We start from the raw sequence: 21022 nt of genomic DNA, 5'->3' as shown, positions 1-21022 counted from the left end.
AAAACCTTCCTCGTAGGAAGATTACTATTTGCTAGCAAGCGAATCCTCTGGAGAGGTGTAATGGATTAAAGGAGCGATAAAGAATGACAGAGAAAATTGTTTTGCCTCCACAGTCTGGGAAACCAAGTGATGTAGAGCGTATTAAGACCGAAAGTAATTATCTTCGTGGGACACTTGAACGGACTATGAACGACCCATTAAGTTCAGGTATTCCCGAAGATGACAATCGTTTAATGAAATTCCATGGTAGTTACCTACAGGATGACCGAGATCTTCGCAATGAACGACAACGCCAAAAACTAGAGCCTGCCTATCAATTCATGGTACGCGTACGAACACCTGGAGGAGCGGCTACCCCAGCGCAATGGCTTGTAATGGATGAAATGGCTAGAAAGTATGGCAATGGCTCCTTAAAACTAACAACACGTCAAGCATTTCAAGTACATGGCATTTTAAAATGGAATGTTAAAAAATATATGCAAGAAATGAATGAAGTGTTATTGGATTCTCTTGCTGCCTGCGGGGATGTAAACCGTAATGTCATGTGTAATGTAAATCCAAATCAGTCAGCATTACATGAAGAAGTTTATAACTGGTCTGCTAAACTAAGTGAGCATTTACTACCGCGTACACGTGCATACCATGAATTATGGTTAGATGGAGAAAAGGTAATAGACAGTCAGGATGAAGAAATTGAACCGATTTATGGAGCACAATATTTGCCACGTAAATTTAAAATTGCCATTGCGATTCCTCCAAGTAATGATGTCGATGTTTTTTCGCAAGATATCGGATTTATCGCTATCGTAGAAGATCAACAGCTTATTGGTTTTAATGTAGCTGTTGGTGGAGGAATGGGCATGACGCATGGTGATCATACTACCTATCCACAGCTTGCACGTGAAATTGGCTTTATTACGCCGGATAGACTATTGGAAACAGCGGAAAAGATTATTACCATTCAGAGAGATTATGGGAATCGCTCTGTCCGTAAAAATGCACGTTTCAAATATACGATTGATGTTAAAGGACTAGAATGGTTTAACGAAGAACTAACGCGACGTTTGGGTTGGAGCATTCAAGAAGCACGTCCTTATACGTTTGAACGTACAGGGGATGAGTTCGGTTGGATTAAAGGGGCAGAGGGTAAATGGCATTATACGTTATTTATTCAAAATGGCCGTATTAAAGATTTTGAAGATTATCAGCTGTTAACAGGGTTACGTGAAATAGCTAAGGTGCATACAGGTGATTTCCGTTTAACGCCTAACCAGAATTTAATGATTGGAAATGTAACACCACAGAAGAGGAAAAAGATTGAGGCTATTATAGATCAATATAAGTTGACGGATGGTGCACATTATTCTGCATTGCGCCGAAATTCCATTGCCTGTGTATCCTTACCTACTTGTGGTTTAGCGATGGCGGAAGCAGAGCGTTATTTGCCTTCTCTTATTACTAAAATTGAAACAATCATCGATGAAACAGGGTTAAATGATACAGAAATTGTAATTCGTATGTCGGGCTGTCCAAATGGCTGTTCACGCGCAGCGATGGCTGAAATAGGCTTTATCGGTAAAGGTCCTGGGAAATACAATTTATATCTAGGGGCAAGTTTTACTGGTAATCGATTGAATAAAATCTATCGTGAAAATATTGGTGAAGAAGAGATACTAGCGGAACTTCGACCAATTCTTATACATTATGCGAAGGAACGTTTAGAGGATGAGCATTTTGGCGATTTTGTGATTCGTGCTGGATATGTGACAGCCGTTTATGATGGTAGAGAATTTCATATATAAATAAAAACCATGTAGCAAAATTTTTTTGCTACATGGTTTTTTAGATGGAGTAATCTTCAGGTATGAAGACTTTTAATTGTTTGGGCCTAACAAATACATGATCACCAACTTTAAGGTGAAGATGAAGGAACTGTTCTTTTGATAATTCAGCCTCTAAAAATTCATCAAGATCTTCACGGCGTAGCTCAATTTGGACAATAGGTCCTAGCAAATGGATATGATTTATTTGGACAGGAACCGTACCTGGAACACTCACTTTTTCTATCTGTATATCATGAGGGCGAACATAAGCAATCACATTATCTTCTGTATGTGTTTGCACATCAGGCACATCAAGTGCAACTTCTCCGTGCATCAGCTTACCGTTATGTAAGCGTCCTTTAAAAAGATTGACATTGCCTAAAAAATCATAGACAAATGGACTTTTGGGATTTGTATAGACTTCATCAGGACTCCCGATTTGCTCTATTTTACCATTGTTCATGACAACAATACGATCTGCTACATCCAATGCTTCCTCTTGATCATGCGTAACAAAAATACTTGTAATATGAAAATCATCGTGTAACTTTCGCAGCCATCGACGCAACTCCTTACGTACTTTTGCATCGAGTGCCCCGAATGGCTCATCTAGTAAAAGAACTTTAGGCTCTACAGCAAGTGCTCTCGCTAAAGCTACACGTTGTCTCTGTCCACCTGAGAGCTGTGTGGGATAACGATCGGAGAAATTTTCGAGTTTAACTAATTGTAGTAATTCCATCACTTTGTCATGTATCTCCTGCTTAGAAGGCCTAGTTTTTCGGGGGCGAACCTTCAGCCCATAAGCGACATTATCAAAGACAGTCATATGGCGAAATAGGGCATAATGTTGAAATACAAAGCCTACATTACGTTCCTTTGGATGCCGATCCGTCATGGAATATCCATCAAAAAAGATATCACCTGTATCGGCGGTTTCCAGCCCTGCAATGACACGTAATAAAGAGGTTTTTCCTGATCCAGAAGGACCGAGCAATGCGACAAGTTCACCTGACTGAATATGAATAGAAATGTCCTCTAATGCTTGAAAAGATCCATACTTTTTTGATACATTTTGAATTTGAATACTCATTTTGACCATCTCCTTTTAACTTGATTTTGACTTCCATGCAATAATGTCTTTTAAAATTAATGTAAAGATGGCCATGACACTCATTAAAGATGCAACAGCAAATGCAGCTGAAAATTGATATTCATTATAGAGAATTTCAATATGGAGTGGCATTGTATTGGTCATGCCTCGTATATGACCTGATACTACTGATACAGCACCAAATTCTCCTATGGCGCGTGCATTACATAATATCAAACCATAAAATAAACCCCATTTAATGTTCGGTAATGTGACATACCAAAATGTCTTAAAGCCACTTCCACCAAGTGAAATGGACGCCTCCTCCTCAGAAGTACCCTGTGCTTGCATCAGCGGTATTAATTCACGAGCAACAAATGGCAATGTGACAAATATAGTTGCAAGGACAATACCTGGTAGAGCAAAAACAATTTTAATATCATTAGCGAATAACCAATCACCAAATAATCCCTGTGACCCAAATAATAAAATAAACACCAAACCCGCGATAACAGGGGAGACTGCAAAAGGTAAATCAACAATGGTTAGTAAAAGATTTTTCCCCTTAAAATTAAATTTTGTAAGTGTCCAAGCAGCCATCACACCAAAGATCGCATTTAGCGGTACGGCAATAGCTACGACCATTAAAGTGAGTTTAATAGCAGCTAATGCATCTGGATGTGTAATAGCTGCCAAGTAAACATCCACACCTTTTTGAAAGGCTGTGATAAAAATTGAAGCTAATGGTAGTACGATAAAAAAAGCTAAAAAGGCTAAAGCAATAAATGTGAGTGTATAGCGAATAAAACGAGGCTCTTGTAAGGCGGCAGACTTAGTAACTTTATTTTTTTCAGTACTAGCCTGTTGAATAAATGTTGATTGTTCCATATAGCTCCTCCTAATGTACAAAGCGACGATTGGCTAGCCATTGTATGATGTTGATTGTAAATAATAAAATAAATGACGTAACAAGCATTACTACTGCAATTGCAGTGGCGCCAGCATAATCATATTGCTCAAGCTTAGTCATAATAATTAAAGGTGTAATTTCTGTTTTCATAGGCATATTTCCAGCAATGAAAACAACAGAGCCATACTCGCCTAGTGCTCGAGCAAAGGCTAATGAAAAGCCCGTTAATATCGCTGGTAGCAACTCGGGTAGAATGACCTTTCGAAAAGTTTGTAAACGATTCGCTCCAAGGCTAGCAGAAGCCTCCTCGACTTCAGCACTAATATTTTGCAATACTGGCTGTACTGTCCGTACAACAAAAGGTAACCCAATAAACGTTAAGGCAATAATGATGCCAAGGGGTGTAAAGGCAATTTTAAAATCAAAAAATTGGCCAATCCAACCATTGGGCGCATAAAGCGATGTTAAGGCAATCCCAGCTACAGCAGTAGGCAAAGCAAAGGGTAAATCTACTAATCCATCTATGATTCTTTTAAAGGGGAACTGGTAGCGCACCAGAACCCAAGCAATAATTGTGCCGAAAAGAACATTCAATAGACCTGCAATTAGAGCTGTGCTGAAGCTTACTTTATAGGAAGCAACAGCACGAGGATCCGTGATTATATCGACAAACGCTGTCCAGCTTAAGGACATAGTGTGGATGAATATCATGGAAAGTGGTAACAATACTAGTAAGCTTACATATAGCATCGTATAACCAAGAGACAGGTGAAATCCTGGGATAATTCGACGTGATTTCTTCGTCAGGGTTAGACTACTCATTAGAACACTCCTTATTGTGGTACATAGATTTCATCAAAGGTACCACCATCTTTAAAGTGCGTGGCTTGTGCTTGTGTCCAGCCACCAAAATCATCAATAGAGACAAGTTCAAGCTGAGGGAATTGATCTTTATATTTGGCTAGAACAGTTTCGCTGCGAGGGCGATAGTAATTTTTCGCAGCAATTTCTTGCCCGTTATCGCTATATAAATGCTGTAAGTAAGCCTCAGCCACTTCACGTGTCCGTTTTTTATCCACGATTTTATCAACAACTGCAACTGGTGGCTCCGCTAAAATACTTAATGAAGGTGTTATAATTTCGAACTCATCCTTACCTAATTCATGAAGTGATAAGTAGGCTTCATTTTCCCATGCAATTAAGACATCCCCAATTTTTCGTTCAACAAATGTTGTTGTAGCTCCTCGTGCGCCCGAATCTAGTACTTCAACATTGCTATAAAGTGATTTCATAAATTCTTTTATTTTTGATTCATCATTGTTATATAACTTCCCAGCATAAGCCCAAGCAGCTAAGTAGTTCCACCTTGCACCACCAGATGTTTTTGGATTAGGTGTAATGACAGATACGTCTTTTTTTATGAGATCATCCCAATCTAGAATATTTTTGGGGTTGCCCTTACGTACTAAAAAGACAATGGTTGATGTATAAGGGGTAGAGTTATGGTCAAATTCCGTTTGCCAATCTTTATTCAACAGTTCACGAGATTGGGCAATTTCATCAATATCATAGGCGAGAGCAAGCGTGACAACGTCCGCTTCAAGACCATCAATCACAGCTCTACCTTGTTTGCCAGAGCCCCCATGAGATTGTTTGATCGTAACATCTTGCCCTGTTTCATCCTTCCACTTTTTTATAAAATCTTTATTGAACTCATCGTAAAGCTCACGTGTTGGATCATAGGATACATTTAGTAGCTCTACTGATTTTCCACTTGCATTTTCATTTGAGTCAGCGCTACCACATCCTGTTAAGGTTAACGTTATTACAGTTAGTAGTACTATTAATTGCAGAACATATCTCCTTTTTTTCATTCCATTTCACTCCCTTTCTGGCCAAAGAATGCAAAAGGCCATCCCCCATAATGACAAAACATCATGGGTAGACGGCCTTCAGATCCTCTGATCAGCATTTTTAGTATTTGTGTCAAAGCTTTAGGTAATACATTAAACATATATTTCCTATTAGTCAACAAGGAATTATAAAATTTTGAAAGTAACTGTGATTGTCTATATATCATTCATCTTATGCACCTAAGAGTGTCAAAAGTGGGTTCATTGCATAAGATATTTCAAAAACCTAGTTGACTGCTTGGTGTACTTTAGTATATATTTGGTAATAAGAAGAACGATTATAGAACGAGGTAGCAATTACTAGTGAACAATCGTTGAATAATGAGCTGGCTAGTCAAACTAGAGGCGTTTTAACAAAGACATGTTTTTTTGTGTCGTTTGTTAGAACGCCTTTTTTCGCTATGAGGGGGATTCAATGTTAACACATGCAAATTGGCAAGAACCAAACATTAATTTTCAAGTGGATGATACGTATAAGGGAGCATTAGAGGTTCTACAGTGGAGCTATCAAGAGTATGGAGATGAAATAGTTTATGCCTGTAGTTTTGGGGTTGAGGGCATAGTCTTAATTGATCTCATTTCTAAGGTGAGGCCAGATGCAACCATTGTCTTTTTAGATACAGATGTCCATTTTAAAGAAACTTATGAAACGATCAATCAAGTAAAAGAAAAATATCCACAATTAAACATTGTTATGAAGAAGCCTGCACTTACACTAGAACAACAAGCGGTTCAATATGGTCATGAACTATGGAAGTCAAATCCAAATCAATGTTGTGATATTCGCAAGATTAAGCCTTTACATGAAGCTCTGTCAGGTACAAAGGCTTGGATATCTGGTTTACGTCGTGAACAATCGCCAACACGTCAACAGACAAATTTTCTTAATCGTGATGATAAATTTAAGTCGATTAAAGTTTGTCCACTTATCCATTGGACTTGGAAGGATGTCTGGCGATATGTCTCAAAGCACAATTTGCCATACAATCCCTTGCATGATCAAGGTTATCCAAGTATCGGTTGTGAGCATTGTACAAAACCGGCGTTTACGATGGATGATTTACGTTCTGGTCGATGGCAAGGTTCTGGTAAAACGGAATGTGGGCTACATGAATAGAGGAGTTATGTCATGCTTGAATATTTTGCCATAGCGATTAGTTTATTTTTTGCAATGAATATAGGTGCAAGTGGAGCAGCAGCTTCAATGGGAGTTGCTTACGGGGCAGGTGCTATAAAAAAGGCATGGCAAGCATTACTGTTATGCGCAATAGGCGTTTATAGTGGAGCAGTTTTAGGCGGAGGAGAAGTTGTCAAAACGATTAGCTCAGGCATTATGCCTCAGGAGTATATTACAGTGAAGATTGTCATCATTATTTTGATTTCTGCAACAAGTAGTTTATTTTTTGCCAATCTTTTAGGCATTCCCTTATCTACGAGTGAAGTTACTGTTGGGGCAGTCGTTGGTGTGGGAATGGCATATAAAGTGTTATACGTCAATTCTTTGCTTGTCATCATAACCTTTTGGGTCATTGTACCACTTATAGCCTTTGTTATTGCCCTTATATTTGGGAAGCTATTATATAAATTACAACACAGGGGATTACTAAAAGATCGTCCAATTTTAACTTTACTACTAGTATTAGCAGGATTTTTTGAAGCTTTTTCGGCAGGTATGAATAACGTTGCCAATGCAGTTGGACCGCTAGTTGGTGCGGGGATGATGGACGTTTCTATGGGCATTATGCTGGGTGGTGCATTTGTGGCGTTAGGGGCCATCCTACTTGGAAAACGAGTTCTTGAAACAAACGGTAAAAAGATTATTCGTTTTCAAAAGGCAGAAGGGATTTTAATTTCAAGTACGGGTGCGCTTCTTGTTGGTATAAGCTCAATTTTTGGACTTCCAGTACCGTTAACACAAGTAACATCTTCTTCTATTATTGGGATAGGGATGGCGAAGAATGGAAAACAAATTTTCCACAAGCATATCGTGAAAAAAATTATTCGTATTTGGGTTGTATCACCAATTTTTTCGTTAGCTATTTCTTATTTTTTAGTGCAGTTGTTTTTAGAAAAAGATCTTTATGCGATTATTTTGAATGGCAGCATTATTGTTGGAACGCTTGGTGTTATTAGTTTAATGCGTACAATGCGAGAAGAAGAGCAATCCATATATGATGCAGGAGAGGGTATTTAATTTTACTAGTGTTACAACATCATTGATTTTGATCTTTCATACATTTCAACTATTAAACTTAGTATTTAACTAGAATTAGGAGGAGATTATATGAGTTTACAACCACATGGAGGGTTTCTTGTGCAAGCTTTTCATCCCGAAAAGGATATGACATCTATTCATAAGGAGATAGAGCTGGATGCCATTTCTTTGAGTGATTTAGAGTTAATTGCCATAGGTGGTTATAGTCCCATCGAAGGCTTTTTAACACAAGCAGATTATGAATCAGTGGTGGAAAAAAGTCGATTAGCATCAGGCATAGTATGGAGTATTCCAATTACCCTCCCTGTGACGGAAGAGAAAGCAGCGACATTACAACCTGATGAAGAGGTAAAATTAGTCTATCAAGGTGAAACTTATGGTGTCATTCAGGTGGCTGATATTTTTGAGCCGAATAAGCGAAAAGAGGCATTACTTGTATATGGTACTGAGGATCTAGCACATCCTGGGGTTCACAAATTACATGAACGTCCTGCTATTTATGTCGGAGGAAAAATCACCTTAATCAAACGTCTTGCACAAAAGTTTCCTACGTATTCATTTGATCCAGTGGAAACCCGTCATTTATTTGCTGAAAAGGGATGGCAAACAATTGTTGGCTTTCAAACGCGTAACCCAGTGCATCGAGCACATGAATATATCCAAAAGGCAGCACTTGAAACGATTGATGGTTTATTTTTAAACCCTCTTGTTGGTGAAACAAAATCGGATGATGTATCTGCGACTATCCGCATGGAGAGCTATGAGATTCTATTAAAAAATTACTATCCTGAAAATCGTGTACAATTGGGTGTATTTCCGGCTGCTATGCGTTACGCAGGACCAAGGGAGGCCATTTTCCATGCACTTGTAAGGAAAAATTATGGCTGCACACATTTTATCGTCGGCCGAGACCATGCAGGTGTAGGGGATTACTATGGCACGTATGACGCCCAAAAGATCTTCGAACAGTTTACGAAAGACGAATTAGGGATTGTCCCATTAAAGTTCGAGCATAGTTTTTATTGTCAGCAATGTGAAGGGATGGCTACGACAAAAACTTGTCCGCACGATAGCTCTGCCCATATTATTTTATCAGGAACAAAAGTACGAGAGATGCTTCGCAATGGAGAAGTGCCACCTAGTACATTCAGCCGTAAAGAGGTAGTAGATGTATTAATTAAAGGCATGCAGAAGGAGGTAGTCAAATGAGTTCGAATATTGTTTGGCATGAAGCGTCCATTACGAAAGAGGAGCGTCGATCCCATAATAAACACCAAAGTTTTATTTTATGGTTTACGGGTTTATCTGCCTCAGGAAAATCATCCGTAGCCAATGCTTTCGCCCGTCAATTATATGAAAGGGGCAACCAAGCGTTTGTGTTGGATGGCGATAATGTCCGTCATGGCTTAAATAAGGATTTAGGCTTTGATGAGGTAGGGCGAAAAGAAAACATTCGTCGAATAGGAGAAGTTTCAAAGTTATTTATAGAAAGCGGTCAAATTGTGTTAACGGCATTTATCTCGCCTTATCGAGAAGATCGTCAGGTGGTCCGTACGCTTGTCGAAGATGGCGAATTTATTGAAGTCTTTGTAAAGTGCTCAGTAGAAACATGTGAAAAACGGGATCCAAAGGGTCTATATAAAAAAGCAAGAAATGCAGAAATTGCTAATTTTACAGGTATTAGCGCTCCTTATGAAGAACCAGAAAATCCTGAAATTATTTTAGATACAGAACACCATACCATTGAAGAATGTGTGGAACAGCTAATAAGTATTTTAACTGCTAAGGGATATATTTAAGCAAACAAAAAATCTGCTCGTTCAGAATGATCGAGCAGATTTTTTATATGTTTTATTTCACACCTTGTTCTTTTTTCATTCTGTCAATTTCAGGACCTAATTCATCACGTACTGTCCCTTTCCAAGGCTTTACACCAGCGATATAGGAAGAGCGAGTCATAATATGTCCCCCAACAGGGCCAGTGATAAAGAGGAATAATATTCCCAGTAATATACGTGGATTGAAATGATCTTCAATCAGCCAAAAGTGAAAGAATACACCTATCAATACACACATGACACCAAGTGTAGCACTTTTTGAAGCAGCATGTGCCCGTGTATATAAATCAGGTAAGCGAACAAGTCCAATAGCTGTGACGACAATGAAAATTACTCCAATAGAAATGAAAAAGATAACTAAACTATTAGCGAGAATTGTCACGTTTAATGATATCTCCTTTCTCTATGAATTTAGAGAAGGCTACTGTACCGATAAATGATAAAATCGCTAACAATAAAATAATCTCAAGGAAGAAGCTTGTTTCCACTAATATCGAAAATAGTCCAATCAAGGAAATAAGGGAAACACCCAGTGAATCCAAAGCAACAACACGGTCAGATGCTGAAGGCCCTTTTACCATTCGATAAATGACCGCAATCATCGATAAGCAAATCACTACAATGACCGCAATAATAAAAGTTGTCATGATTTACTCACCTCCAAAATCGCTTTCTCAAATGAATCTCGAATTGAAGCAACAGCTTCATCCACATCACTAATATCAATAGCATGTACATACAGTGTTTTAGCATCATCAGATACATGTACAACTACAGTTCCTGGCGTTAAAGTAATAAGGCTGGATAATAAAGTGATTTCCCAATCTTCGGTTAATACAGTTGGATAAGCAAAAAAGGCAGGCTGCATGTCTAATTTAGGCTTTAACACTACTTTTAGAACCTGCACATTCGCTAATATTAATTCTTTAAAGAACAGCAAAGTCAATTTTAAAAGGGCCCATAAGCGATAGATATAAAGACGAGACTTGAAGAATCTCCGCATTATTATGAGTAGAATGATTCCCATTAAGAACCCAATAATAAAGCCGGTTGCTGTGTAATTAGAGGAAAGGAACATCCATACAAAGGCAAGTACAAAGTTTAAAATCATTTGAAATGCCATAGTGCTAATCCCCCTTCATCACAGCATCTATATAGATAGATGGATCATTTAATAGTTTTGCTGCATCGTCCATAAATGGCGTAATCCATTCAGAACCTACACCATATGCTACAGAAATGAGTACTAAAAGGGCTGAAGGCATAAACAGCATCTTATAGACAGATTTGTCGACAGTACCTTTTGTTTCTTTTTCATCACCCCAAAAGGCATAGAGGAAGATTCGAATCACTGATAATAGCACGAGCAGTGAGGACGCTAATATGAAAATACTGCTCCACATACTCCCTGCCTCAAAGCCACCTTGTACAATCAATAGCTTACCAATAAATCCGCTAAGTGGTGGAATACCAGCTAAACCAAAAGCCGCAATTAAGTAAAACCAACCAAGAGCCGGGTACTTCTTCATCAGACCACCCATCTTACGCAAATCCGATGTACCTGTAATGTAGATGATAATACCGATTAACATAAAGAGTGCTGCCTTTATAAGCATATCGTGCACTAGATAAAACATCGCACCTTTTAAAGAAACCTCGTTCATTTGAGAGACACCAAATAAAATAACACCTACTGCAATGACAATGTTGTAGATAATAATAAGTTTGACATCAAAATAAGCTAGTGCCCCAATGCACCCAGCTACAATTGTAGCAATGGCAAGGACCATCAATAGATCATGTGTATAGGATAAATCATGTACAAAGAATAGTGTATAGGTGCGTGTAATCGCATATACGCCAACCTTTGTGAGCAGTGCACCAAATAGTGTAAGTACCGGTATAGGCGCCGCTGCATACGAAGTAGGAAGCCAAAAGTACAATGGAAAAATAGCTGCTTTTAATCCAAATACCATTAAAAAGAGTACAGCTATAACAGTAATGATCCCAGGTTGATTGATTTCAGCTATTTTAACGGCAATATCAGCCATGTTCAAGGTTCCTACAACAGAGTATAAAAAGGCAACGGTAATAACGAATAAGGCAGACGAAATAACATTAATTAAGATATATTTGATTGATCCTTTTAGTTGCCCTTTCTCGCCACCTAGCACGATAAGTAGATAAGAAGCCATTAATAATACTTCAAAGAAAACGAATAAGTTAAAAATATCACCTGTTGTAAAGGCTCCATTCACCCCAGTTAAAATAAACATTATTCCAGGGTAATAAAAGAATTGTTCACGTTCTTTAGAAATAGAACCAAAGCCATACCAAACAACAAAAAGAGCTATTAGCAATGTCGTTGTAACAAGCAGTGCGGATACCATATCAGAAACCATAGTAATGCCATAAGGAACTGGCCAGTCTCCGAAAGTTACCTTTTGGATACCATCATTTTTCACTTTAAAAAGAAGTGAAAGGGCAGTGATCAGGGAGACTCCGATGCCCAGTAATGAAAAGGTTCGTTGATAGGTTAGATTTTTTTGCCCAAACATTAAAATCATCCCGAAGAAGAACGGAATGATGATAGGCAGAAGTAGGAAGTTATTCATCCTCATCACTTCCTCTCATTAAGCTAATATCATCTGTTTGAAGTTCCTGATAGGAACGATACGCCAGCACAAGGAAGAATGCTGTTACCCCAAAGCTAATAACAATAGCAGTTAAAATAAGCGCCTGCGGTAATGGATCTGCAAAAGTTTTGGCTCCTTCGTTTAATACGGGTGGAGCCTCACCGCCAAGTCCACCCATCGTTAAAATAAGTAGATGGGCACCGTGACTTAAAAGTCCTGTACCAATAATAATACGTAATAAGCTTTTCGATAAAATTAAATAGACAGCTGCCATAAAGAGAAAGCCAATCACAAAAGCCATAATTATTTCCATTATTCATCCTCTCCAATCGTTTGAATAATGGTCATCGTAACGCCGACAACAACCAGATAGACACCGCTATCAAAAAGCATAGCCGTGTGTAGAGACTGTTTGCCTAGAAGCGGTAAATCGAAATAATTAAAGTAGTGGGTAAAAAACGGTTTGCCCATAAACATAGGAAATGCCGCAGTGGCAAGGGCCAATAGTAAACCAATGGCCGTTAAGTACGTGTAATTAATAGGTAAAATATGTCGTACTGTATTGATATCAAAGGCTAACACTAATAGTACGATTGCACTTGAGGTTAAAAGCCCTCCTACGAAGCCTCCACCAGGCGTGTAATGACCAGCTAAAAAAATATGAATGGAGAAGAAGAAAATAATGAAAAATACAATTTTAGCCGTAAATTGTATTATCACATCATTTGTTTTCATGTGATTTCTCCTTTCTATTCATGCGCAATTTAATCATTGCTAAAATAGCCATTCCAGCAATACCTAGTACTGTAATTTCAAACAATGTATCGAAGCCACGATAGTCTACTAAAATGACGTTGACAATATTTCCTCCGCCAGCTAAGGAATAAACGGTTTCCTCATAGTACTTGGAAATAGAGGGAATGAGTTTTTGCGAATGGGCAGATAGTGCGACAAGTGTTACCATGACACCCACTGCAATGGATATAACAGCACGATTTAATTGAAACCTCATACGTTCTTCTCGTTTACCAAGCTTTGGTAGATGGTAGAATGCCAATAAAAAGAGTGCAACAGATATTGTCTCAATAACTAGTTGTGTTAACGCTAAATCGGGTGCATTAAAAATAACAAAGAATAATGCTACTGTATAACCTACAGAACCAAGCCCTATAATGGCCGTTAACCGTGACTTGGCTAGTACTGTGATAGCTGTTCCAATTAATAAAACGATGACTAAAATAATTTCATAAGGTCTAATTGGAGCAGTATCTTGGAATGAAAGACTAAAGGCATTTTTTACAACAAGAGAACCAATGACGATAACGACGATACCGCTAAACATATAGAGCAAATAATGACGCATAGAACCTGTCATGTAGATTCGAGATAGACGATTTAGGCCAACATCTAATCCCTGCATAATTTTGTCATAAGCATTGTTCAATGTGAAAGCTTTTGGTAATCGTTGATACATACCTTGCCAATTTGGTAATGCCACAAAAAGCAGTACCCCAATGATAATGATACCTATTGTCATTAGCAGCTCTGGGTTGATTCCATGCCAAGCTACTACATGTATGTCAATATCTTGTGGTGTATCGTATAAAAATGGCTGAATCGCTTGAACAGCCGGTTTTACAAATGTATCGCCAATAAAGTTCGGGATAAAGAATATTAACACAACTAAGACTGCTAAAAGTATTGGAGAAATTAGCATCCCGATAGGTGCCTCATGTGGTTTATGAGGTAATTTTTCTGGTTTGTAGTTTCCATTAAATGTTCGAAAAACAAAATAAAAACTATAAATAAATGTGAAAATACTAGCAACCCAAGCCACTATAGGGAAGAGCGTTCCCCATGTATCAAAGCCAAATAACTCAAACTTTTGAAGTGAGAGCATGGCTGTTAAAAACATTTCTTTACTTAAGAAGCCATTAAATGGCGGAAGACCAGCCATCGACAAGCTTCCAATCGCCGCAACTGTAAAACTGATGGGCATAATACTCATTAATCCACCCAGTTTTCGAATATCACGTGTCCCTGTTTCATGATCGATAATTCCAGCAATCATAAATAGACTGCCTTTAAATGTTGCATGATTGATAAGGTGGAAAATGGCAGCAAATGCAGCAAATTTAATCGTATCTATTGAGTCATTAGAATGAAAAGCAACTGCGCTTGCCCCAAGTAGTGACATAATGAGTCCAAGTTGACTGACTGTTGAGAATGCAAGAATACCTTTTAAGTCTGTTTGTTTGACTGCAAAGAAGGAGCCCCAGAATAAAGTTAAGATACCTACACCTGTTACAAGCCACACCCAGAGCTCAGAAGCTGCAAAAATTGGGGTAAAGCGTGCCACTAAATAAATACCTGCTTTGACCATTGTGGCAGAGTGAAGGTATGCACTTACTGGTGTTGGCGCTTCCATAGCATCTGGTAGCCAAATGTAGAATGGGAATTGTGCGGATTTTGTAAATGCTCCTAGAAGTATTAAAACAAGCGACCAGGTAAATAAAGGTTGATCTACTAAATTTGGTGCCATGACAATGAGCTCTCGAATAGAATAAGTCCCTCCCATTAAATAGAGAAGCACGAATCCACCTAGCATCATTAAGCCACCGCCAACTGTGATCATCATTGACTTCAGCGCGCCAAAGCGTGATGCATCACGGTTATACCAATAACCAATGAGTAAAAATGAGGAAATCGATGTTAATTCCCAAAAGAAATACAATGTAATTAAGTGATCTGACTGTACTACTCCAAGCATGGCTGACATAAACAACAGTAAGTAAACATAAAAATTATGTAATTTTTCTTTATGTTTATCTAAGTAAAAAATGGAGTATAGAACAACTAATGAACCGATCCCAGTAATTAATAGTGAGAATAATAAGCTAAGGCCATCCAAATAGGAGACGATGGAAATATCAAGCGATGGAATCCATGGAAGTTCACCAGTAAATATTTCGCCTTTAGCTACTTGTGTAATATAGGATGCATAGATAACTACGAGCGTAGCTGGAACAGCAAGAACAAACCAGCCAGTATGAATATTTTTTATGCTTCTATATAAAAATGGTACTAATATCGCAGCAAGCATTGGAATGAAAATATAAAGTACTTGTAACAAAAAAATAACCCTCCTTTATGCAGGTAAGTAAATCAATTATAACGTACTTTAATTGGGAATGCATTTGCACTATTGGGATTTAGCTTGCGGTAGTGGAAGAATTTTCGTTATATTATAAATAGGAAGTTATCAATAAAAATCGAGGAAAAAAAATTTTATGAAGAATCCATATATCTATGGTTATCTACCATTAATTACAATTTTATTGTTTAGTTTGACATTTGGTATGTATGCTGTTGGAGAATCTTTACAGATTTTTCGAGCAATCGGTGTATATTCAGGTATGCGAGAATTTTTATCTGATGTGGAATTACGTGTATTTTTACTCATTATTTTTGCTATTGTTTTTTTTATGCTATTTTCAGCACTCAAATTAGTAGGAGAAACCATACATGAGTTAGGAATGCTCTTTTTTTCAAAAGATAATGATGGGGCAACCGTTAGTCAAGCGCGAGGCGGCTATATTATCTTGTTTATCGGTGCCATGTGTTCAGCATTTGCGATCCAATTTATTTATGTTTTAATAGGAATCTTTGTCATAACTGTGTTTACTTATTTCATTTATCTGATCTACAAAATGAGTCATTTTATGACAATGGGTGGCACAATCGGTCTATTAATCTTTGAACTTTTTATGTGGTCTATTCTATTAACATTAGTCGTTTATGTTGTATTGAAACTATATAATGGTATTTTGGCAAGTTTACCATTTGCTCAATAAATACACATTGCTCTATAGTTTCACTATTGAAAAGGCAGCAGAAAAGTAATTTCTGCTGCCTTTTTTAAGTATTTCACATACTTACCTGCATCCTCTTTCTTCGTACATCCACCTATTAAAACTCCAAATAAGAATAAGGTCAAAAATAGCTTTCTGATTTGAATAGGGAAGGTTTTTATTGAAGATCTATGTGTAAGAGGTGCAGTTGAGCAAAGAGACTCAACTAGCACCAAAAGGTTATGTTGCAGGTCTTGAATCGCTATTAATCTTACTCAAGTAAAACATTAAATAATTGATGATGAATTTTGTATTCTTCTAATTTTTGCATGGATTGAGGCTTATCATAACCAATCCATACGGCAGCTGTATAGTTATCATTGAGTCCAGCAAGCCAGTAGTCTCGATAGTCATTAGTTGTACCTGTTTTGGCACCAACGTAGCTACTGTTACTGTAAACACCTTGTCCGGTACCATTCGCCACAACATCGGCAAGGAGTTCGCGCATGTATTTTACTGTTTTAGGAGACCAGATTTGATCACGCTGTGTATGCCAACTATAGAGTTCTGTTCCATCTAATGCTGTGACTTTACGAATACTATGAGCAAGAACATAAGATCCATCAATAAAGCTTGTATAGGCATCTGCTAGCTCTAACGCTGTTACACCATAGGTAAGTCCACCTAAAGAAGTGGCATAATTACGATCTTTTTCTACAATAGAACGGAAGTGGAAACGATCTAAGTAATGAAATGCTGTTTCAACGCCAACTGTATGAAAGAGTCGCAAAGCGGATGTATTATAGCTATGTCTAAACGCTGTACGTATGGACACATCGCCATACTTATAACCCCCATAGTTTTGGGGGCAAAATGATCCAACACAATAACTGCCGCCATTTACAATCGAATCAGGTGTATGGGCTGTCGTTTCAAAGAAAGGGGCGTAGACTGCCAGTGGCTTAAAGGCAGAACCTGGCTGGCGTGTTCCTTGAAATGCGCGATGATAATCAAATTTTTCATAGTTTTTTCCTGCATACAAGCTAACTATTTCTCTTGATTGGTTTTGAATGACAGCTCCTGCTGCTTGCAACGGGCCTGCACCTAAAGTAGCCGTCATTTTTTCCTCATCATGCTGCTGTTTATGAGGATCTAATGCTGTGTAAATCATGAGTCCATTTTGAAATAGCGTATCAAGTCGATTGTCTAATTGTGCTTTAATTTTTTTCTTTTCTTCCTCATTATCTGTGTTGTTAAGTCGATCTGCATAGCCTTCTTTTTCTGCGACTAACCATTTTAACTCTTGAAGAACATAAGTGCTGTACATCGGATAGCTTTGAATTTTATCTTTAATTTGCAATGTAATGGTTTCAGCCTTATACGTTGTTGCCTCTTCCTTTGTAATACTACCTTTAGCGGAAAGCGTATCTAATAAGCGCTCCTGACGTGCCTTGGTTTGATCGAAATTTTTTAAAGGATTGTAAAGGGACGGGTTATTGGGAATCGCTGCGATGAAAGCAATTTCAGCTATAGATAATTGTTGGAGAGGTTTTTGAAAATAATAAGTTGCTGCTCCACCAATGCCATAAACTTGATTGCTAAAATAGGATTCATTAAGATACATGGTTAAAATTGTTTCTTTATCGAATTCTTTTTCTAATTCATAAGCATAAAAAAGTTCGGTTAATTTTCGTTCATATGTTTTTTCGTCAGATAAATAACGCATCCGAACAAGCTGCTGTGTAATCGTACTGCCACCTTGAGAGCTAGTACTCGTATTTGAATTGGCGACCACTGCACGAAGGATAGCACTTAAATCAAAGCCGATGTGTTCGTAAAAGTCGGCATCTTCACTAGTAATGAATATTTCCTGGGCAATTTGTGGAATTTCTTGTAATGTTAGTGGCTGCCGCCATTCGACATATTCTTCACTAAATGTTTGCCCATTTTGATCTTTAAGTGTTACTGGAAGCTGAGGTTGCACTTCGGGCAAATAAATAGCCTGTGTAATTTGTTCCTCATGTGCTTGAGCTGTATTGATTTCTGTTCGTATGTTTGTGCTAATCCACCAAAGAACAGGTAGGGAAAGAAGTATAATAAAAAAACCAAAAGCCTTTTTCATGTGTGCCTCCACTCTTTCTATGAATCCTTCAACAGAATAACATATTTTGGATTGATTCCAAATACTCGGTCAGACCTATTTCCTTCGTTTTTAGAGGGGGAGTTAAAAGTGCATAAATCGTCAATACTTTGATGAAGAAAACCAAGGGGAAGTATGTTAGACTAAAATGAGGTCAAGAAGGATGAATTGTCATCCTTTTCATTGAAACTGAAATTTATCATTAAAGGAGAGACTTCCATGTTTCCACAATTAACAACTGACGTACAAGCAGGCGAAGTGCTTGTAGAAATGAACACAACATTAGGTGCCATCAAAATTAAGCTGTTCCCAGAGTTTTCACCAAAAACTGTTGAAAACTTTTTGGGTCATGCTAAATCAGGTTATTATAACGGCATCATTTTCCACCGTGTTATTCAAGACTTTATGATTCAAGGTGGTGACCCAACTGGAACAGGTATGGGCGGAGAGTCAATTTGGGGTGATTCTTTTGAAGATGAATTCTCAGATAAATTGTTTAACCTACGCGGTGCGCTATCAATGGCTAATGCTGGTCCAAACACAAATGGTTCTCAATTCTTTCTTGTACAAATGAAACATCTTCCAAGTGATATGCTACGTCAATTACAAGGAGCAGGCTTCCCAGAGGAAATCATCGAAGCTTATGCACAAAATGGTGGTACTCCTTGGTTAGACCATAAACATACTGTATTCGGTCATGTTGTAGAAGGAATGGACATTGTGGATAAAATTGCGGACGTAGAAAAAGATCCCCGTGATAAGCCATTAGAAGATGTGAAAATTGAGTCAATTACAGTCTTTGAATAATAATTATAAGGACGTGTAGAGCATGGAAAACTTAATGTACCAATTTTTATATTTCCCGGAAGATAAATCAGGATATATTCCAGCAGCATTTGAATTTTTAATCATGCTTATTTTATGTGTTATCGTGTTTACGCTTTTCCGTAAAATTTCTAAGAAACAAGAAATTAAATCAAAGGAAATTGAAGCACGAATTCTAGCAGATAAGAAAAATACAAATAACCAACAAAATGTCTAATTAAAAAGAATCTGCCTCCACGTGGGGACAGATTCTTTTATTTAAATTTTTCTTCTAGCACGACGCACCATATTTTGTAGCGTTTTGAAGGCATTCAAGCAAACGAGTACAATTGACAGGCCAATCCCACTCAATGCGGTGATGAAGGCAAGCCATTCGAATGGTGTATAGCTCCAAACGCTATCTAAATCACTACTGTCCTTCCATTCTTCAATGACTAAGTTCATGCCGTAAATACCAGATATAACTGTAAATACGGTTAATATAAACAGTAAATTATTGCTTCGATTATCAGACTGATCTTCTTGTGTTCGATACAAACTGTTCAATGTTGCTTTTGTTTCTACATAATGTTCATTTATACGAAAATGCTTTCGTAGCATTTGAGCAATTTCTCTACCTTCAGTTCGAACAATAACCTCTTCAAAATAATAACGTGCTGAAAACTTTGTAATCAGCTCGATTAACTCATTGACAACCTGCTTATCCTTTCCCCACTTTATTTCACTGTATTCATAAGAAAGTTTTAAGAGCATCATTTTATAAAAGTAATGGATGAACAGATTATAATAGTGAGTACCCATAAACTCCTGAATGCTATGTGTGCATTTCTTAAATGTTCTATTTGTTAGTGTCATTTGTGCCTGTGCTGAAGAGATAATATAACTATTTGGTGCCCAGCGTGTATGAGTATGTTCCTGCACATAATTTGAGATATATTGAGGGTTTGTACTGGAAATAAAGGACTTGCCATCAGGTGTTCGTCCATCTACCTGCCCTAATCGAAAAAGATGTTCAGGTAATAGTTCTGCTTTTTCATTACAAATTAAATAAGCGGATGAGAACATTCGTTCATCCTCAAAAAAAGGTAAGCCTTCGTTGCTATGGTCTTGGTGGTGCTGTAGAAAAGGCTTTAAGTAGGGGATAAAATAGTTGAATAATAGCTCACTAGTTGAACCACAATGACCAAATGAAAAATGATGACTTGCACCTTTTTCCTCTCGCAGCTTTGCCTCTAGCACCCTAAAGTAGTGGATGAAATTCAAAATATCACTAATGTCATGAGGCATATCTGTGATGTTTGTTCGAACTGTCACGATGCCATTGCCGAAAGGACATAGTGTCACATCAATACTCATGATTTCGTAGTTAATACTGCTTTCTTGATGATGTAAAGCCCCTTGTGTATAGAAAGCTTTTGAGAACCGAAGAAAGTCTGGGCTGTCCAATCCCTTTGGAAATAATTTATCCTCAAGAAAGGGATAGAAAAACTGGGCAAGCTCCTCGTGTATGATTGTTATGTCCCCATAAAAGGCATTTTCAAGAGCTATGTTGTTCAAATCAAAAAATGAAAACCCTTCATGTAAGAGGACATTACCAATCTTTTGTCGGTCTTTTGTGTGATAGGCGAAGGGAAACAAGAATGTCATATAGGCACGTTGAATCGTTAAAGGAACTAAGTCCATTGAAAATCCCCCTTTTTCCATCCAATTGATAAGAAACTTTTCCACATAATAAGGATTCTAAACATATAAAAAAAGAAATCTCAAATGGGACTGAACCC

The 21022-nt window shown here is 37.8% G+C and carries 21 protein-coding genes; 8 read left to right on the top strand and 13 right to left on the bottom strand.

Translation table 11 applies throughout. The annotated features are described in order from the left end of the window. The first annotated feature begins 83 nt into the window (after positions 1-83). Positions 84-1802 carry an assimilatory sulfite reductase (NADPH) hemoprotein subunit gene (gene cysI, locus AO843_RS08220; RefSeq protein WP_054610641.1) on the top strand — a complete coding sequence of 573 codons (1719 nt, stop codon included), beginning with the start codon at positions 84-86 and terminating at the stop codon, positions 1800-1802. A 40-nt stretch (positions 1803-1842) separates the two neighbouring features. On the opposite strand, the gene AO843_RS08215 is transcribed toward cysI, so the two are convergent. The 4 genes from AO843_RS08215 to AO843_RS08200 are packed head-to-tail and all read right to left on the bottom strand — an operon-like array spanning position 1843 to position 5697. Continuing rightward, positions 1843-2913: a sulfate/molybdate ABC transporter ATP-binding protein gene (locus AO843_RS08215; protein ID WP_054610640.1), complete on the bottom strand. Its 1071-nt coding sequence runs from the start codon at positions 2911-2913 to the stop codon at positions 1843-1845. Between the two features lie 15 nt (positions 2914-2928). Next, complete coding sequence (gene cysW, locus AO843_RS08210) at positions 2929-3801, bottom strand: sulfate ABC transporter permease subunit CysW (protein WP_054610639.1); 873 nt, start codon at positions 3799-3801, stop codon at positions 2929-2931. A gap of 10 nt (positions 3802-3811) precedes the next feature. Continuing rightward, the gene (gene cysT / locus AO843_RS08205; protein WP_054610638.1) at positions 3812-4645 is read right to left on the bottom strand and encodes a sulfate ABC transporter permease subunit CysT; all 834 of its coding nucleotides are present in this window, start codon (positions 4643-4645) and stop codon (positions 3812-3814) included. Between the two features lie 11 nt (positions 4646-4656). Further along, positions 4657-5697: a sulfate ABC transporter substrate-binding protein gene (locus AO843_RS08200; RefSeq protein WP_054610637.1), complete on the bottom strand. Its 1041-nt coding sequence runs from the start codon at positions 5695-5697 to the stop codon at positions 4657-4659. 454 nt (positions 5698-6151) lie between these two features. On the opposite strand from AO843_RS08200, the gene AO843_RS08190 reads away from it, so the two are divergent. The 4 genes from AO843_RS08190 (at position 6152) to cysC (ending at position 9750) form a co-directional block, all read left to right on the top strand. Then, positions 6152-6853 (top strand): phosphoadenylyl-sulfate reductase, encoded by a 702-nt coding sequence (locus AO843_RS08190; RefSeq protein ID WP_054610635.1) that lies wholly within the window; start codon positions 6152-6154, stop codon positions 6851-6853. A gap of 12 nt (positions 6854-6865) precedes the next feature. Next, on the top strand, positions 6866-7930 hold the full coding sequence (locus tag AO843_RS08185) for an inorganic phosphate transporter (RefSeq protein ID WP_054610634.1): 1065 nt from the start codon (positions 6866-6868) through the stop codon (positions 7928-7930). A gap of 90 nt (positions 7931-8020) precedes the next feature. Continuing rightward, positions 8021-9160 (top strand): sulfate adenylyltransferase, encoded by a 1140-nt coding sequence (sat, locus tag AO843_RS08180; RefSeq protein ID WP_054610633.1) that lies wholly within the window; start codon positions 8021-8023, stop codon positions 9158-9160. After that, positions 9157-9750 (top strand): adenylyl-sulfate kinase, encoded by a 594-nt coding sequence (cysC, locus tag AO843_RS08175; protein WP_054610632.1) that lies wholly within the window; start codon positions 9157-9159, stop codon positions 9748-9750. Before sat ends, cysC begins: the two co-directional genes overlap by 4 nt. 52 nt (positions 9751-9802) lie before the next feature. On the opposite strand, the gene mnhG is transcribed toward cysC, so the two are convergent. Genes mnhG through AO843_RS08140 form a run of 7 tightly spaced genes read right to left on the bottom strand, consistent with a single transcriptional unit; the run spans position 9803 to position 15558 of the window. Continuing rightward, positions 9803-10171: a monovalent cation/H(+) antiporter subunit G gene (mnhG, locus tag AO843_RS08170; RefSeq protein WP_054610631.1), complete on the bottom strand. Its 369-nt coding sequence runs from the start codon at positions 10169-10171 to the stop codon at positions 9803-9805. Further along, complete coding sequence (locus AO843_RS08165; protein ID WP_054610630.1) at positions 10155-10436, bottom strand: Na(+)/H(+) antiporter subunit F1; 282 nt, start codon at positions 10434-10436, stop codon at positions 10155-10157. Before AO843_RS08165 ends, mnhG begins: the two co-directional genes overlap by 17 nt. After that, positions 10433-10912 carry a Na+/H+ antiporter subunit E gene (locus tag AO843_RS08160; RefSeq protein WP_054610629.1) on the bottom strand — a complete coding sequence of 160 codons (480 nt, stop codon included), beginning with the start codon at positions 10910-10912 and terminating at the stop codon, positions 10433-10435. The genes AO843_RS08165 and AO843_RS08160 overlap by 4 nt, the downstream gene beginning before the upstream one ends. Positions 10913-10916: 4 nt before the next feature. Further along, entirely contained in the window at positions 10917-12404 is a 1488-nt protein-coding gene (locus tag AO843_RS08155) for a Na+/H+ antiporter subunit D (protein WP_054610628.1), read from the bottom strand. After that, positions 12397-12738 carry a Na(+)/H(+) antiporter subunit C gene (locus tag AO843_RS08150; protein WP_008178124.1) on the bottom strand — a complete coding sequence of 114 codons (342 nt, stop codon included), beginning with the start codon at positions 12736-12738 and terminating at the stop codon, positions 12397-12399. Before AO843_RS08150 ends, AO843_RS08155 begins: the two co-directional genes overlap by 8 nt. Next, the gene (locus AO843_RS08145; RefSeq protein ID WP_054610627.1) at positions 12738-13160 is read right to left on the bottom strand and encodes a Na(+)/H(+) antiporter subunit B; all 423 of its coding nucleotides are present in this window, start codon (positions 13158-13160) and stop codon (positions 12738-12740) included. The genes AO843_RS08150 and AO843_RS08145 overlap by 1 nt, the downstream gene beginning before the upstream one ends. Continuing rightward, the gene (locus AO843_RS08140) at positions 13147-15558 is read right to left on the bottom strand and encodes a Na+/H+ antiporter subunit A (protein ID WP_082389419.1); all 2412 of its coding nucleotides are present in this window, start codon (positions 15556-15558) and stop codon (positions 13147-13149) included. The genes AO843_RS08145 and AO843_RS08140 overlap by 14 nt, the downstream gene beginning before the upstream one ends. A gap of 157 nt (positions 15559-15715) precedes the next feature. Between AO843_RS08140 and AO843_RS08135 the strand changes: the two genes are divergently transcribed. After that, entirely contained in the window at positions 15716-16279 is a 564-nt protein-coding gene (locus AO843_RS08135; RefSeq protein ID WP_054610626.1) for a DUF5366 family protein, read from the top strand. 268 nt (positions 16280-16547) lie between these two features. Here AO843_RS08135 and AO843_RS08130 read toward each other — a convergent pair whose 3' ends face one another. Beyond that, positions 16548-18398 (bottom strand): transglycosylase domain-containing protein, encoded by a 1851-nt coding sequence (locus AO843_RS08130; RefSeq protein WP_054610625.1) that lies wholly within the window; start codon positions 18396-18398, stop codon positions 16548-16550. 237 nt (positions 18399-18635) lie between these two features. Here AO843_RS08130 and AO843_RS08125 point away from each other — a divergent pair, with 237 nt between their 5' ends. Then, positions 18636-19223, top strand: a complete 588-nt coding sequence (locus AO843_RS08125; RefSeq protein ID WP_054610624.1) for a peptidylprolyl isomerase — start codon at positions 18636-18638, stop codon at positions 19221-19223. Positions 19224-19245: 22 nt separating this feature from the next. Further along, positions 19246-19458, top strand: a complete 213-nt coding sequence (locus tag AO843_RS08120) for a hypothetical protein (protein ID WP_054610623.1) — start codon at positions 19246-19248, stop codon at positions 19456-19458. Between the two features lie 41 nt (positions 19459-19499). Here AO843_RS08120 and AO843_RS08115 read toward each other — a convergent pair whose 3' ends face one another. After that, positions 19500-20924 (bottom strand): magnesium transporter CorA family protein, encoded by a 1425-nt coding sequence (locus AO843_RS08115; protein WP_054610622.1) that lies wholly within the window; start codon positions 20922-20924, stop codon positions 19500-19502. Positions 20925-21022 lie beyond the last annotated feature (98 nt).

It is taken from the genome of Lysinibacillus sp. ZYM-1, from assembly GCF_001308875.1.
Lineage (GTDB): Bacteria > Bacillota > Bacilli > Bacillales_A > Planococcaceae > Lysinibacillus.
This window is presented reverse-complemented; position numbering and strand designations above follow the sequence as displayed.

Coding starts and splice junctions, on each gene's coding strand:
- AO843_RS08160 (WP_054610629.1), bottom strand. CDS start 10,912: ATGGCATTTCAAATGATTTTAAACTTTGTACTTGCCTTTGTATGGATG.
- AO843_RS08200 (WP_054610637.1), bottom strand. CDS start 5,697: ATGAAAAAAAGGAGATATGTTCTGCAATTAATAGTACTACTAACTGTA.
- AO843_RS08125 (WP_054610624.1), top strand. CDS start 18,636: ATGTTTCCACAATTAACAACTGACGTACAAGCAGGCGAAGTGCTTGTA.
- AO843_RS08145 (WP_054610627.1), bottom strand. CDS start 13,160: ATGAAAACAAATGATGTGATAATACAATTTACGGCTAAAATTGTATTT.
- AO843_RS08155 (WP_054610628.1), bottom strand. CDS start 12,404: ATGAATAACTTCCTACTTCTGCCTATCATCATTCCGTTCTTCTTCGGG.
- cysI (WP_054610641.1), top strand. CDS start 84: ATGACAGAGAAAATTGTTTTGCCTCCACAGTCTGGGAAACCAAGTGAT.
- AO843_RS08115 (WP_054610622.1), bottom strand. CDS start 20,924: ATGGACTTAGTTCCTTTAACGATTCAACGTGCCTATATGACATTCTTG.
- cysT (WP_054610638.1), bottom strand. CDS start 4,645: ATGAGTAGTCTAACCCTGACGAAGAAATCACGTCGAATTATCCCAGGA.
- AO843_RS08190 (WP_054610635.1), top strand. CDS start 6,152: ATGTTAACACATGCAAATTGGCAAGAACCAAACATTAATTTTCAAGTG.
- AO843_RS08215 (WP_054610640.1), bottom strand. CDS start 2,913: ATGAGTATTCAAATTCAAAATGTATCAAAAAAGTATGGATCTTTTCAA.
- AO843_RS08185 (WP_054610634.1), top strand. CDS start 6,866: ATGCTTGAATATTTTGCCATAGCGATTAGTTTATTTTTTGCAATGAAT.
- sat (WP_054610633.1), top strand. CDS start 8,021: ATGAGTTTACAACCACATGGAGGGTTTCTTGTGCAAGCTTTTCATCCC.
- AO843_RS08120 (WP_054610623.1), top strand. CDS start 19,246: ATGGAAAACTTAATGTACCAATTTTTATATTTCCCGGAAGATAAATCA.
- cysW (WP_054610639.1), bottom strand. CDS start 3,801: ATGGAACAATCAACATTTATTCAACAGGCTAGTACTGAAAAAAATAAA.
- AO843_RS08135 (WP_054610626.1), top strand. CDS start 15,716: ATGAAGAATCCATATATCTATGGTTATCTACCATTAATTACAATTTTA.
- cysC (WP_054610632.1), top strand. CDS start 9,157: ATGAGTTCGAATATTGTTTGGCATGAAGCGTCCATTACGAAAGAGGAG.
- AO843_RS08130 (WP_054610625.1), bottom strand. CDS start 18,398: ATGAAAAAGGCTTTTGGTTTTTTTATTATACTTCTTTCCCTACCTGTT.
- AO843_RS08165 (WP_054610630.1), bottom strand. CDS start 10,436: ATGACAACTTTTATTATTGCGGTCATTGTAGTGATTTGCTTATCGATG.
- AO843_RS08150 (WP_008178124.1), bottom strand. CDS start 12,738: ATGGAAATAATTATGGCTTTTGTGATTGGCTTTCTCTTTATGGCAGCT.